The organism is Burkholderia contaminans, from assembly GCF_029633825.1.
GTDB lineage: Bacteria > Pseudomonadota > Gammaproteobacteria > Burkholderiales > Burkholderiaceae > Burkholderia > Burkholderia contaminans.
Genome location: NZ_CP090640.1, coordinates 206,546 through 221,295 on the forward strand (window position 1 = coordinate 206,546; position 14,750 = coordinate 221,295).

Annotated in this window: 7 protein-coding genes and 2 pseudogenes; 3 read left to right on the plus strand and 6 right to left on the minus strand. The window is 67.0% G+C overall.

Annotated features, from left to right (window positions below; translation table 11 throughout):
- Positions 1–48 precede the first annotated feature (48 nt).
- From LXE91_RS00995 to apbC, 5 genes and pseudogenes are all read right to left on the minus strand, one after another.
- Positions 49–887, minus strand: a pseudogene (locus LXE91_RS00995) (lysozyme inhibitor LprI family protein).
- On the minus strand, positions 887–3,166 hold the full coding sequence (locus LXE91_RS01000; RefSeq protein ID WP_039368586.1) for an arginine/lysine/ornithine decarboxylase: 2,280 nt from the start codon (positions 3,164–3,166) through the stop codon (positions 887–889). The pseudogene LXE91_RS00995 and the gene LXE91_RS01000 overlap by 1 nt, the downstream one beginning before the upstream one ends.
- Positions 3,167–3,247: 81 nt before the next feature.
- Positions 3,248–3,817, minus strand: a complete 570-nt coding sequence (gene dcd, locus LXE91_RS01005; protein ID WP_006398615.1) for a dCTP deaminase — start codon at positions 3,815–3,817, stop codon at positions 3,248–3,250.
- A 112-nt stretch (positions 3,818–3,929) separates the two neighbouring features.
- Complete coding sequence (gene sodC / locus LXE91_RS01010; protein ID WP_039368592.1) at positions 3,930–4,466, minus strand: superoxide dismutase [Cu-Zn]; 537 nt, start codon at positions 4,464–4,466, stop codon at positions 3,930–3,932.
- Positions 4,467–4,599: 133 nt separating this feature from the next.
- On the minus strand, positions 4,600–5,691 hold the full coding sequence (apbC, locus tag LXE91_RS01015; RefSeq protein WP_039368595.1) for an iron-sulfur cluster carrier protein ApbC: 1,092 nt from the start codon (positions 5,689–5,691) through the stop codon (positions 4,600–4,602).
- Positions 5,692–6,042: 351 nt separating this feature from the next.
- On the opposite strand from apbC, the gene LXE91_RS01020 reads away from it, so the two are divergent.
- The 3 genes and pseudogenes from LXE91_RS01020 to LXE91_RS01030 all read left to right on the plus strand — a co-directional run bounded on the left by LXE91_RS01020 (position 6,043) and on the right by LXE91_RS01030 (position 10,373).
- Positions 6,043–6,687, plus strand: coding sequence for a YiaD family glycine zipper/OmpA-like lipoprotein (locus LXE91_RS01020; RefSeq protein WP_039368599.1), 645 nt, complete (start codon positions 6,043–6,045; stop codon positions 6,685–6,687).
- Positions 6,688–7,064: 377 nt separating this feature from the next.
- Positions 7,065–9,221 carry a methionine--tRNA ligase gene (gene metG, locus LXE91_RS01025; protein WP_039368601.1) on the plus strand — a complete coding sequence of 719 codons (2,157 nt, stop codon included), beginning with the start codon at positions 7,065–7,067 and terminating at the stop codon, positions 9,219–9,221.
- A gap of 127 nt (positions 9,222–9,348) precedes the next feature.
- A pseudogene (locus LXE91_RS01030) lies at positions 9,349–10,373 on the plus strand (IS110 family RNA-guided transposase).
- A gap of 266 nt (positions 10,374–10,639) precedes the next feature.
- On the opposite strand, the gene LXE91_RS01035 reads toward LXE91_RS01030, so the two are convergent.
- Positions 10,640–14,722 (minus strand): translocation/assembly module TamB domain-containing protein, encoded by a 4,083-nt coding sequence (locus LXE91_RS01035; RefSeq protein ID WP_039368012.1) that lies wholly within the window; start codon positions 14,720–14,722, stop codon positions 10,640–10,642.
- Positions 14,723–14,750 lie beyond the last annotated feature (28 nt).

Here is a 14,750-nt window from a genome sequence, read left to right on the forward strand (position 1 = left end):
CGTTTTGCTTTTTGCCGTCTCGCCGAACCGTCGGCATCGCCATTGCGCTTACTTGTTGCCGGCCGTCTCCGACAGCCGCTTCATCGTCGCGATGCGCGCGCCGATCAGGTCGACACGGCCGTCCTCGCCGACGAGCGGCGCCGTCGCATCGCGGAACCCGACCCACGCGCGCTGTGCGCGGACGAGCGTCGCGGCCGAATGCGCGGGCATCTTGCGGCGCAGCTTCTGGTAATAGCGGTTCAAGTCGAACAGCGCGTGTTCGCACGCGGCGTCCTGTTCGCACGGCCGCACGCGGCGCACGGCGGGATCGCGCGGCGCGTTCGCCGGCTTGCCGTTCGGCTTGGCCGCACCCTGGGCCGCGCTCGGGGCATCCCCGCGCTGCCCTGCGCGCCGCTCGTAGCCGCGACCGGCACGGCCGCGGGCGCCGGCGCATAGCGATCGGCCGCAGCGCGCAGCGCCAGCGCGCGATCGCGCACGGGCTGCAGCTGCAGGTCGGCACTCGACATCGCGTACGACGTGCCGCGCGTGGTGTCGTACACGGCCGTCAGCAGATGCACTTCATCCTTGCGCCACGTGAGCCAATGGCGCTGGCTGTCCTGCCAGCCGCGCTTCGCATCGGCCGGTGCGTCCTTCAACAGGCGCTGGTACGCGCCGTCCATCACTGCCTGCCACTGCTGCTGCGCTTCGCCCATGCACTGGATCTGGCCGGCCGGCGACGACCGGTCGCGCCGCGCGAGGCATTGCCGCATCGCGACGTCGATCGGGTCGGCCGCCGCGACTTCCGCATAGGCGACACCCGCGCCCGCGAGCCCCGTCAATCCTGCCGCCCAGACGACGAGCGCGGCCAGCGCCGCACGCATCGCCTGGATTCGTCCGTGCGTCGCCATCAGTCGCGCACGCAGTCGACGAAGTACTCGACGCGGCCGTTCACCTCTTCCGCGACGAGGCCGTGGATGTCGGTGTGGAAGCCCGGGAAGCGTTCGTTGAAGTCGCGCGCGAACCGCAGGTAGTTCACGATCGTCTTGTTGAAGCGCTCGCCCGGGATCAGCAGCGGAATGCCCGGCGGGTACGGCGTGAGCAGGATGCTCGTCACGCGGCCTTCGAGCTCGTCGAGCGGCACGCGGTCGATCTTGCGGTGCGCGAGCTTCGCGAACGCGTCCGACGGCTTCATCGCCGGCTCCATGTCCGACAGGTACATCTCGGTCGTCAGGCGGGCGATGTCGTTCGCGCGGTACACGTCGTGGATCTGCGTGCACAGGTCGCGCAGGCCGACACGCTCGTAGCGCGGATGCTGCGCGACGAATTCCGGCAGCACGCGCCACAGCGGCTGGTTGTTGTCGTAGTCGTCCTTGAACTGCTGCAGCTCGGTCACCATCGAGTTCCAGCGGCCCTTCGTGATGCCGATCGTGAACATGATGAAGAACGAGTACAGGCCGGTCTTCTCGACGATGATCCCGTGCTCGGCGAGGTACTTCGTGACGATCGCGGCCGGAATGCCGGTTTCGCCGAACTCGCCGTCGACGTCGAGCCCCGGCGTGATGATCGTCGCCTTGATCGGGTCGAGCATGTTGAAGCCTTCCGCCAGCGGGCCGAAGCCGTGCCAGTGGTCGTTCGGCTTCAGCATCCAGTCCTCGCGCGAGCCGATGCCCTCTTCCGACAGGTTGTCCGGGCCCCACACGCTGAAGAACCAGTCGTCGCCGTATTCGGCGTCGACCTTGCGCATCGCGCGGCGGAAGTCGATCGCCTCGGCGATCGATTCCTCGACGAGCGCGGTGCCGCCCGGCGGCTCCATCATCGCGGCCGCGACGTCGCACGACGCGATGATCGCGTACTGCGGGCTCGTCGACGTGTGCATCAGGTACGCCTCATTGAAGCGGTGCTTGTCGAACGTGCGGTTCTCCGAATCCTGCACGACGATCTGCGATGCCTGCGAGATGCCCGCGAGCAGCTTGTGCGTCGAGTGCGTCGCGAACACGAGCGCGCCGGTGCGCGGACGGCCGTCGCCGATCGCGTGCATGTCGCGGTAGAAGTCGTGGAACGTCGCATGCGGCAGCCATGCTTCGTCGAAGTGCAGCGTGTCGAGCAGGTCGCCGAGCAGGTCCTTGATCATCTCGACGTTGTACACGACGCCGTCGTACGTGCTCTGCGTGATCGTCAGGATGCGCGGCTTCATGTCCGGGTTCTCGCGCATCGCTTCACGTGCGAACGGGTTCGCCTCGATCTTCTTGCGGATGTTCTCCGGCTTGAATTCGTCGCGCGGGATCGGCCCGATGATGCCGAAATGGTTGCGCGTCGGCGTGAGGAACACGGGAATCGCGCCCGTCATCGTGATCGCGTGCAGGATCGACTTGTGGCAGTTGCGGTCGACCAGCACGATGTCGCCGGGTGCGACCGTCGCGTGCCAGACGATCTTGTTCGACGTCGACGTGCCGTTGGTCACGAAGAACAGGTGATCCGCGCTGAAGATGCGCGCCGCGTTGCGCTCGGACGCCGCGACCGGGCCCGTGTGGTCGAGCAGCTGGCCGAGTTCGTCCACCGCGTTGCAGACGTCCGCGCGCAGCATGTTCTCGCCGAAGAACTGGTGGAACATCTGGCCGAGCGGGTTCTTCAGGAACGCGACGCCGCCCGAGTGGCCCGGGCAGTGCCACGAGTACGAGCCTTCGTCCGCGTACTTCACGAGCTCCTTGAAGAACGGCGGCGCGAGCGAGTCGAGATAGACCTTCGCCTCGCGGATGATGTGGCGCGCGACGAACTCCGGCGTGTCCTCGAACATGTGGATGAAGCCGTGCAGCTCGCGCAGGATGTCGTTCGGCAGGTGGCGCGACGTGCGCGTCTCGCCGTACAGGAAGATCGGGATGTCCGCGTTGCGGCGGCGCACTTCGGTGACGAACGCGCGCAGCTCGATGATCGCGGTCGCGAGTTCGGGCAGATCGCCGTCCTGGCCGGTCTCGCCGAGCATGAGTTCGTCGTCGTCGATCGACAGGATGAAACACGACGCGCGGCTCGACTGCTGCGCGAACGACGTCAGATCGCCGTAGCTCGTGAGGCCGAGGACTTCGACGCCCTCCTTCTCGATCGCTTCGGCCAACGCCCGGATGCCGGAGCCCGAGATGTTCTCGGAGCGGAAATCTTCGTCGATGATGACGACGGGGAAACGAAACTTCATGGGCGATTCTCCAAAAAGAACGACCGCGGCGCGTCACGCGCAGCGGTCACCCGGAAACTGGTGAGACGTTATGCAACCAGATCAGGTTTTCGGCAGCGTGACACCGCGCTGACCCTGATACTTGCCGCCGCGATCGGCGTACGACACGTCGCACACTTCGTCGCTTTCGAAGAACAGCACCTGCGCGACACCTTCGTTCGCGTAGATCTTCGCGGGCAGCGGCGTGGTATTCGAGAATTCCAGCGTGACGTAGCCTTCCCACTCGGGTTCGAACGGCGTCACGTTGACGATGATCCCGCAGCGCGCGTAGGTCGACTTGCCGAGGCAGACGGTCAGCACGGTGCGCGGGATGCGGAAATATTCGACGGTGCGGGCCAGCGCGAACGAGTTCGGCGGGATGATGCACACGTCGCCCTTGAAATCGACAAACGAACCTTCGTCGAAGTTCTTCGGATCGACGATCGTCGAGTTGATGTTCGTGAAGATCTTGAATTCGTCCGCGCAGCGGATGTCGTAGCCGTAGCTCGACGTGCCGTAGCTGACGATCCGGCGGCCGTCCTCGGACGCGCGGACCTGATCGGGCACGAACGGCTCGATCATCTTGTGCTCTTCGGCCATGCGCCGAATCCATTTGTCGGACTTGATGCTCATATCAGGGCGCCAGGAAACGCTGCGTGACAGTCAGGAGGGGCCGCTCGCACGAGGGAGCGGCCAGGAAAGGCCGCCATTTTACGCGATCATCGGGCGCCGCATGCGGCAGCCGTCAACGGATCACGCCGCAGGCAAGCGCAGGCCCCGCGCCATGCTGCGGAAATGCGGGATCGCTCGGCTCGCGATGCACGAGCGCCGCGCGGTTCATCGCCGAGCGCACGCCATCGAGGGCCAGATCGGGGGCGACGATGAAGCCGGCCGCGACGCCATTCGCGTCCGCGTGAATGTTGCCGAGATCGCCGGCGACGCGGGCGCCCGCCCGCAGCCGGTCGGCCGCCGGCGCGAACACCTGGCCGGCGCTCGAGCCGTCGCCCGAGTTGCAGTCACCGCGTTCGTGTACCTGCAACGCGTGATCGCTGTTCGGCGGCAGCCCGGCCAGGTTGTAGGTAACCTGCACGCCGTCCGGACGCTCGACGAACGTCACCGCGCCGCGCGCCTGCGAACCGACCGTCGGCTGCAGCTGCGCGTCGGCCCGTTTTTCGTGCGACGAGGAAAAGGAGGTACAGCCGGCCAGCAGGCCCAGCGCGGCGGCGGCCAGCAGCGCGCACCGCACGCGGCCGGCGTACACGCCGTGATGTCGTTGTTTCATTCGATCCTCATGCCGGCTGACGGCCGTTTGACACGACGGCCGCGCCGGGCGGGTAAAGGGACCCGGGAAAAGTCGCCATGATACCGCGCCTCGCGGCGCCGTAAACAGCGTGAGGCCCCGCCCCGCAAGGGTTTTACGTATTTTGAACAACGATCGACGGGAACTTCGACGTCATGTCGCGCGATCGCTCGGCAATCGCCAGCGCGACGCCGCGTGCAATCTCGCGATAGCGACGCGCCAGCGCGCCGTCGGAATCGGCCACGACCGTCGGCGTGCCGCTGTCGGCGCGCTCACGGATCGCGATGTCGAGCGGCAGGCTGCCGAGCACGTTCACGCCGTACTCCTTCGCCATCCGCTCGGCCCCGCCGGCGCCGAAGATGTGCTCCTCGTGGCCGCAGTTCGAGCAGGTATGGATGCTCATGTTCTCGACGATGCCGAGGATCGGAATCCCGACCTTCTCGAACATCTTCAGGCCCTTCTTCGCGTCGAGCAGCGCGATGTCCTGCGGCGTCGTGACGATCACCGCGCCCGTCACGGGCACGCGCTGCGCGAGCGTCAGCTGGATGTCGCCCGTGCCGGGCGGCATGTCGACGATCAGGTAGTCGAGCTCGCGCCAGTTGGTCTGGCGCAGCAACTGCTCGAGCGCGGAAGTCGCCATCGGGCCGCGCCACACCATCGGGTTGTCTTCCTCGATCAGGAAGCCGATCGAGTTCGCCTGCAGCCCGTGGCCGACGAGCGGGTTCATCGACTGGTTGTCCGGCGACTCGGGGCGCTGGCCGTGGATGCCGAGCATCGTCGGCAACGACGGGCCGTAGATGTCGGCGTCGAGAATGCCGACCGACGCGCCTTCCGCGGCAAGCGCGAGCGCGAGGTTCACGGCCGTCGTGCTCTTGCCGACGCCGCCCTTGCCCGACGCAACCGCGACGATGTTCTTCACGTTCGGCAGCAGTTTCACGCCGCGCTGCACCGTGTGCGCGACGATCTCCTGCGACACGGCGATGCGCGCGTCGCGCACGCCCGGCACGGCCTGGAGCGCCGCGGCGACGCGCGCGCGCACGTCGTCGTGCTGGCTGCGCGCCGGATAACCGAGCACCACGTCGAGCGCCACGACGTCGCCGTCGATCGCGACGTTGCGCACGCCCTTGTTCGCCGCGTACGGACGGCCGGTATTGGGGTCGACGACAGCCGCCAAAGCGGCGTCGACTTGTGCCCGGTCAATGCTCATCGAAACTCCGTGAAAACGTTTTTCTCGCGCGCAAACGTCAAAAAATATCAAATTAAGGCGCGAAAATCGGGAAAAGTGAAAGAATCTGTTGCACGCCATTGCGCGAACGCGCGACCCGGCGCACTCTTCGCGTGCGGCATGCTATGGGGCCAAATCGGCCACTTACCGCCTATATTGTAGAGGCTGACGCGTCGCACTGTCCGAACAGCCACGCTGACGGACAGGGCATGCAGCCACCTCGGCGGCTGCCGCGAGCACGGGCCTGCCCTCCTTTTTCGGGCGGCCCGCGCAGGGAGCCGTAACTGTTGTTGTCGTCGTTGTCGACTCGTTCAACCAAGAGAGGAATCCAAGATGAACATGAAAATCGCGACCCGCTTGTCCGTCTTCGCATTGGCCGGCGCACTGCTGGCAGGCTGCGCCACGCAGCAAGGCAACAATACGGCCGTCGGTACCGGCACGGGTGCGGCGCTGGGCGCAGGCATCGGCGCACTGGCGGGCGGCGGCAAGGGCGCGGCGATCGGCGCGGGCGTCGGCGCACTGGTCGGCGGCGTGACGGGTTACAACTGGCAGGCGATCAAGAACAAGCTCGCACCGTCGGCCGCGCAGACGGGCACGCAAGTGACCGAGCAGCCGGACGGCTCGCTGAAGCTGAACGTGCCGAGCTCGGTGACGTTCGCGACGAACCAGTACGCGATCACGCCGGCCTTCACGCCGCTGCTGAACGACCTGGCGACGACGCTGAACCAGAACCCGCAAGTGACGGCCTCGATCGTCGGCTACACGGACAGCACCGGCTCGGCCCAGCTGAACCAGACGCTGTCGCAGAACCGCGCGCAAAGCGTCGTGAACGCACTGACGCAGCGCGGCGTGAGCGGCGGCCGCCTGTCGGCGCAAGGCATGGGCGCGTCGAACCCGATCGCGGACAACGCGACCGAAGCCGGCCGCGCACAGAACCGTCGCGTCGAAATCTACCTGCGCGCAGCGCAGGCGCAGTAAGCGCTCGACGAGGGGAAGGCGCGGGCCCTCAGCCCGCGCAGCCCCGCCGGACAAGGCTTCCGTCGGGGCCGGTAACAAATCGAAAAATTTTTCGAACTTCTGTCGCAGGCCGTGGTCAGTATTTACGGTACGCGGCTGGTGTTGCCGGCGCGTCACCATTCTCCTCTTGTCGTTGTTGCTCCGGGGCCGTATCCGCCCCGGTTTTTTTTGCCCGCAGAATTCGTGCTGCACCGCAACACAACGCTGCCGGGCACGCCGCATGTGCGGCCACGCCCCTTGCGGCGCCCGGCCCGGGGCGCCTGCCCGCCGCGCCGGCCCGCGCCCCTGCTAGAATCGCAGTTTCCCGTCGTTTTTCCCGCTGTTCTTCTCCAGACCCTATGTCCGCATCCGACCTCACTTCCGTGCAGGCTGCGGCGCCGCAAGGCAGCCGCCAGATCCTCGTTACGTCCGCACTGCCCTATGCCAACGGGCAGATCCACATCGGCCACATGGTCGAGTACATCCAGACCGACATCTGGGTGCGGACGCTGCGAATGCATGGCCACGAGGTCTACTACATCGGCGCCGACGACACGCACGGCACGCCGGTCATGCTGCGCGCGGAGAAGGAAGGCCTGACGCCGAAGCAGCTGATCGATCGCGTGTGGACCGAACACAAGCGCGACTTCGACAGCTTCGGCGTGTCGTTCGACAACTTCTACTCGACCGATTCGGACGAGAACCGCGTGCTGAGCGAGAAGATCTATCTCGCGCTGCAGGAAGCCGGCTTCATCGCCGAACGCGAAATCGAGCAGGCCTACGATCCGGTCAAGGAAATGTTCCTGCCGGACCGGTTCATCAAGGGCGAGTGCCCGAAGTGCCACGCGAAGGACCAGTACGGCGACAGCTGCGAAGTGTGCGGCTCGACGTACCTGCCGACCGAACTGCTGAACCCGTATTCGGTCGTGTCGGGCGCGACGCCGGTGCGCAAGACCTCGAAGCACTACTTCTTCCGCCTGTCCGACCCGCGCTGCGAATCGTTCCTGCGCGAATGGGTGAGCGGCCTCGCGCAGCCCGAAGCGACCAACAAGATGCGCGAGTGGCTCGGCGATGCCGGCGAAGCCAAGCTCGCCGACTGGGACATCTCGCGTGACGCGCCGTACTTCGGCTTCGAGATCCCGGGCGCGCCCGGCAAGTATTTCTACGTGTGGCTCGACGCGCCGGTCGGCTACTACGCGAGCTTCAAGAACCTGTGCGACCGTAACGGCATCGATTTCGATGCATGGATCCGCCCGGGCTCGAAGGCCGAGCAGTATCACTTCATCGGCAAGGACATCCTGTACTTCCACACGCTGTTCTGGCCGGCGATGCTCGAGTTCTCGGGCCACCGCACGCCGACCAACGTGTTCGCGCACGGGTTCCTGACCGTCGACGGCGCGAAGATGTCGAAGTCGCGCGGCACGTTCATCACCGCGCAGAGCTACATCGACACGGGCCTGAACCCCGAATGGCTGCGCTACTACTTCGCCGCGAAGCTGAACGCGACGATGGAAGACATCGACCTGAACCTCGACGACTTCCAGGCGCGCGTGAACAGCGACCTCGTCGGCAAGTACGTGAACATCGCGAGCCGCGCGGCAGGCTTCCTGATCAAGCGCTTCGACGGCCGCGTGCAGGACAGCGCGATGAACCATCCGCTCGTCGCGAAGCTGCGCGAGGCGATTCCGCAGATCGCCGCAAGCTACGAAGCCCGTGAATACGGCCGCGCGCTGCGCCACACGATGGAACTCGCGGACGAAGTGAACGCGTACGTCGACGGTGCGAAGCCGTGGGATCTCGCGAAGGATCCGGCCAACGCGGTCGCGCTGCACGAAACCTGCAGCGTGAGCCTCGAGTCGTTCCGCCTGCTGTCGCTCGCGCTGAAGCCGGTGATGCCGCGCGTGGCCGAAGCCGTCGAGTCGTTCTTCGGCATCGCGCCGCTCGCCTGGGCCGATGCCGCGAAGCCGCTGTCGTCGGAACAGCCGATCAAGGCGTACCAGCACCTGATGACGCGCGTCGACCCGAAGCAGATCGAAGCGCTGCTCGCCGCGAACCGCGATTCGCTGCAGGCCGAAGCCACCGGCGCGGCTGCCGCGAGCGCGAACGCCGCGAAGGAGGCGAAGAGCAACGTCAAGGCGAACGCGAAGCAGGCTGCCGTGAACGGCGCGGACGACGCACCGATCTCGATCGACGATTTCGCGAAGATCGACCTGCGCATCGCGAAGATCGTCGCGTGCCAGGCCGTCGAGGGTTCGGACAAGCTGCTGCAGCTCACGCTCGACGTCGGCGAGGAAAAGACCCGCAACGTGTTCTCGGGCATCAAGTCCGCATACCAGCCCGAGCAGCTCGTCGGCAAGCTGACCGTGATGGTCGCGAATCTCGCGCCGCGCAAGATGAAGTTCGGCCTGTCCGAAGGGATGGTGCTCGCCGCGTCGGCCGCCGACGAGAAGGCCGAGCCGGGCCTCTACATCCTCGAGCCGCACAGCGGCGCGAAACCGGGCATGCGCGTGAAGTAAGCCGAACGCGCTGCCGCTTGCGCGAAAAAAAGCCCCGCACGATGTGCGGGGCTTAATAGGATGGTCAGCCCGATCCTCACTCAGTGGACTACGCTGAGTGAGGATTTTGTCCTTCTGGAGGGCCATCATGGACACGGTATCGCTGATCGGAATCGATCTCGGCAAGCACTGCTTCCACCTGCATGGACAGGATGCGTCAGGCAGGATGGTGTTCCGTAAAAAGCTCACGCGTAGCCAGATGTTCACGCTGCTGGGCAATTTTCCGCGTTGCATTGTGGTCATGGAGGCCTGCGCCGGTGCTCACTGGATCGCACGTCGACTTCAAGCGCTGGGCCATGAGGCCAAGCTGATTTCTCCGCAATTCGTCAAACCGTTCCGGCAAGGCAACAAGAACGATTTCGCGGACGCCCAGGCGATCTGCGAAGCAGCCGCTCGTTCGAGCATGCGTTTCGTGAGCCCGCACAACGAAGCCCAGCAAATCGTTTCAGCCTTGCACCGTGTGCGCGAGCGGCTGGTGCGTGACCGCACCGGCACGATCAATCAGATTCATGCGTTTCTGTTGGAGTTCGGTATCAGCTTGCCGCGCGGCATGGCAGTGATCCGGCGACTGCCTGCCGTGCTCGAGGCAGAATCGTTGCCGCCGAGGCTGGTGGTCGTGCTCGAACGTTTGCAGGCGCACTTCAAGTATCTGGACGAGCAGATCCACCAGCTCGAACGTGAGTTGCTTACCCAGCTACACGAGGATGAACGCAGTGAACGACTGCTCGAGATTCCTGGCATTGGCCCGATGACCGCCAGCGTGTTGATGTCTGAGTTGGGCGATGCCCAGCAATATGGCTCAGCAAGGCAGTTTGCAGCTTCGGTTGGTCTGGTGCCGCGGCAGTACAGCACCGGCGGCAAACCAACGCTACTGGGCATCAGCAAGCGTGGCGACAAGGAACTGCGACGATTGCTGGTGCAATGTGCGCGGGCCATCATGCAGCGCATCGAGCACCGCACGGATGCATTGGGCGTCTGGATTCGCAGCCTGTTGGCGCGGCGACACTCGAACGTGGTGGCCTGTGCCCGGCCAACAAACTGGCGAGGATCGCCTGGGCCATCCTCGCCAAAGGGACACACTACCGGAGCATCGAGGCTGTTCCCTCAGTCTGACGCTTCCTATCGCTTACGGCTTCAGTTTCAGTAGTCACCTCTGGTTTTGCGACGCGAGATACGTGAAGGCATAAACGACTCAACGGCCGGGCAAGTAACCTGACACAAAAAACAGCACCTCAATGCTGTGGGCTTTTTGAGGTTTGCCCGGCGCGGCTCCCATCATGGGGCGGGATCTTTCCCATCCGCGACCCCGGATAGATTCGAGCAAGTCCACTTTAGGTCAACACTGCCTCGCTTGCAAAAATCGGGCTGACCATAGATTTTCATGGCTGCTCGGCGCGCCGCCCGCGTCCGCCGTCACTGCCGAACCAACGATCGAAACGCCGCGTGTAGTTCAGGTCGACGCCCTGGAACGTGCCGCCGTAGGCGGACACCGACCAGAAGCGCGTCAGGTTGATCGTCGCCTTGAACGCGTTGGCCGCGGATTGCAGCCCCTGCTCGAAGCCGAGCACGAAGCGCTCGTTGATCGCCTTCGACACCAGCACGACCTGCGGATCGGTCAGGCCGACTTCGCTGCGGCCGACCGAGACTTCGTCGAGACCGAAGGTCTGCGCGACGCGCTTGCCGGTCACGCTGCCGAGCAGGCCGAGCGCCGCCGTCATCGCCCCCTGCTGGCCGACGTTGTTGCCCTGGTCCGTGCCGTGCCCGAACAGCAGCCACGACAGCTTTTCGTTGTCGGTCACGTTCGGCTCCGACACGAGCTTGACCGTCAGCGACTGGATCGTGCCCGTCACCTGCACGCCGGCCTCGACCTCCTGGTTGCGCCGCATCGCGAGGATGTTGACGCCCGGGTTCGACACAGGGCCGTTGAACGTGAAGAAGCCGTTCTCGATCGCGAGCTTGCGGCCGAACGACGTGTACGTCGACCCTTCCGTCACGCGCACGTTGCCGACCGCGCGCAGCGGCACGCCCGGCGCGCTCATCACGGTGATCGTGCCGCGCAGCCCGAGATCCGCGCCGTGGCCCTTGAAGCGGAAGTTGTTGCCGAGGCCGACGTCGATGTTCGCGCGCGGCGCGAGCGACGGTGCGGGCTTGTCCTCGACCGGCTTCGGCTTCGCGACCGCGGAACCGGTCGGCGTCTCGCCGCGCACCGTGCCGCCCGGCTGCATGATCACCACGTCGTCCGACAGGTGCGGCGCCGATTCCTCGGGCAGGTCGAACAATGCGCGGTCGACGACGAACTTGCCGTCGATCGACAGCGCGCCGCGCGGCCCGTCGTTCGCGACCGTCGCCTTGCCCGACAGCGACAGCTTGCGATCCGGCGCCGCGAACAGCTCGAGCTTGTCCGCGACGATGCTTGCAGTCAGGTCGGGGGCTTCGCCGTCAAGGCGCACGCGGCCGAGTGCGCGCAGCGTACCGTCGCCGCCGTGGAACTCGACCTGCTGGAATTCGACGAGGTTTTCCGACAACTTCACGCGCACGATGCCGTCCTTCAGCTGCACGCCCTGGTCGATGAGCGTCGCGGACAGGTCGTCGCCCGTCAGCATCCCCGACAGGTTCGGCTTCGCCGGCGTGCCCGCGACCGTCAGCTTCAGCGCAGCCCGCCCGCCGAGCAGGTAGCTGGGCCCGAACAAGTTGCCGGTCGTCTTCAGCGCCGGGATGTCGGCGTCGATGCGGCCCGACAGCGGGCCATCGTCGACCACGCCGAACATGCCGTCTCGCAGCGCGAACGGCACGACGACGTTCGCATCGAGCGTGCCGATCCGGTTCGCCTTCGCGAGTGCCGTCACGTTGAGCCGGTTGCCGGGCGTGAAGCTCGCGCGCGCGGACAGGTCGGTCAGCCCCAGCGATGCGATGCCGCGCCCGCTCTCGATCGTCACGTCGCCGCCGCGGCGCTTCACCTGCACATAGCCCGTCGCGTTCGCGCCGAGCGAGAAATCCCAGTCGGCATCGAGCACGACGTCGGTGCGCACCGGCGGCCGCTGGCCCGTCAGCTCCTGGCGGACCTCGAGGAAACGCGCGACCGACGCTCCGGTCACCGAGCCCGCCGAGCGCATCTGGCCGTGATCGAACACGAACGATTTCAGGTCGATCGCCGCGCCTTCGAGCGTGAGCCGCGTCGAGCCGAGCGTCACGCGGCCGGTGCCGGCCGACACGGTCAGCGGCGACTGCAGCGCGATGGCCGGCGTGCCGCGGTTCGCAAGACGCGTGACGGTGCCGTCCCAGCGCATCCCGTCGCGATTCTCGACCACGCCGCCGTTCGCCGCGAGCGTCATGTCGATCACGCGGCCGCCGGCCACCCCGAGCGCCGACGCGTCGAGCGTGTGCTTCGCGCGCGTGCCGTCGAGGTTCGCGCGCAGCGATTTCAGCTTCAGCGAGCCGAGCGCGATGTCGGACGCGTCGGCCGTAAACACGAGCGCGCCGTGCGCGCCGTCGCGGATGTCCGCGCGGCCCTGCGCGACACCGATCCGGTTCGAGCCGACGACGACGCGCTCGGCCTTGTAGGTGGCCGTCACGTTCGGGTGCGCGAAGCTGCCGGTCAGGTCGCCCTGCGCCTGCACGAGCCCTTCCACGCCGAAGCCGAGCCGGTCGAGCTGCGGCGCGTCGACGACGAAGCGCAGCCGGTCGCCGGGCGCGCCGAAGCTGCCGCGCAGGTCGACATGGTTGCCCGCGATCGACAGGTTCGCGTTGCTCGGCAAGATGCGCGATCCGGCCAGCTGCACGACGCCGGCGCCGGTCAGCGGCACGCCGTCGTACAGGCTGTCGCCGAGCTTGAAGGTCGCCTTCGTCGATACCTGCGGCGCGAATGCGCCCGACGCCGTCAGCGTGCCCGACACGCGCGTCTCGCCGCGCCGGGCCGGTGCCTTCGCCGCCTTGGCGGGCGCCTTGCCGCCGCCCGCCTTCGGCGCGCTCGCCGCGGCGAGCAGCAGCGGATCGAATGCGGTCAGCGTCGCCTTCGCGTCGTAGCTCGAATGCGCATCGTGGCGGAACACACCGGTCAGGTCGATCCGGCCCTTGCCCGCCGTCACGCGCGCGTCGGTCAGCACGGTCTGCTGCGGCGTCAGCGCGACCTTCGCACGTGCGCCGAGCGCGAGCTTCGGATCGTTCAGGTTGAAATCGACGGTCGTCACGTCGCCCGCGAGCGTCACGCCGAGCGGGCCGGCGAGACGCATCGGCCGCAACTCGGCGACGAACGCGTTGAGGTCGAGATTCGCGACCTTCAGGGCGAAACGGCCCTTGCCGCCCGTCAGCGTGCCGTTGCCCGTCACGCTGCCGTCGCGGATCAGCTTCAGCGCGAGATCGTCGATCCGCTGTGCGTGCGCATCGAGATGCACGTTCGCGTGCGCGTCGATCACCGGCAGCAGGTGGTCGCCGAGCGTGCCGGGCTTCGCGTTGACGATCGACACCGGGCCCGTCACCGCGAAACCCTTCGCGGGCTCGGCCCCGGCCGGCGCGGTCACGGGCGCGAGTTCCGCGCGCACCGCGAGATCGGCGGCCGGTGCGCCGGGGGCGAGCGCCTGCGGATTCACGTGATCGAACGCGAGCGACGCGCGGGTGAGCGGCACCGCGCCGAACGGCGCGGCCTCCACGTGCGCGCGCCCGTTCAGCTTCATCCCGCTCGCGTCGACCTCGGCGACGAGCGCCTCGAGCGAGCCCGACACGCGCGCACGCGCATCGACGGGCTCGTCGGACAGCTTGCCTGCATACGTGGCGTCACCCGTCAGCGCGAACGGCTTCACACCGTCGAGCTTCGCGCGCGCGGTCAGCGCGCCGTACGGCGTATCGACGCCGTCGAGCACGAGTTCATGGTGACGGCCGTCGCTGCGCCCGTTCAGCGCGATATGGTCGAGCTGCGTCGTCGAGCCGCCGTCGTGGATCGCGAGGTGATCGACGCGCAGGTCGTCGATCCGCAACTGCAGCGGCAGGCTGAGGTCCTGCGGCATCGTACTCGGCGTCGACGGCCCCGGCGCGATCCGCACGTCGATCGTGCCGGCACGCAGATACGCGATGGACAGCCGCCACGGCGCGCGGGTCAGCGCCCAGCGGCCGTCGAGCCGGTCGATGCGGATTTCCGTGCCCGAGCCGTCGGGGCTCGTCCACGCGAATCCGCGCAACCGCACGCCGGTCGCGAGCGAGCCGCCGTCGAGCGTGCCCGCGAGTCGCGCGCCGAGCACACGCTCGGCCACCTGCCACGCGAGCCGCGTGCCGTGCTCGGTCGTCACCGCGGCCAGCACGAGGCCGACCGCCAGCACGACGAGCAGCACGACCGTCGCGAGCGTCCACGCGACGAACCGCCCGATCCGCGCGACGGGCCCGCGACGCGGCGCGCGCGGCGGCGTGTCGGGCGCGCCGTCGGGCGAGTCCGGATCGTGAGGCGGCGGCGTGTCGTTCGGGTCCTTCGTCATGCGGTTCGTCGTCGGTGAAGCGGTACGG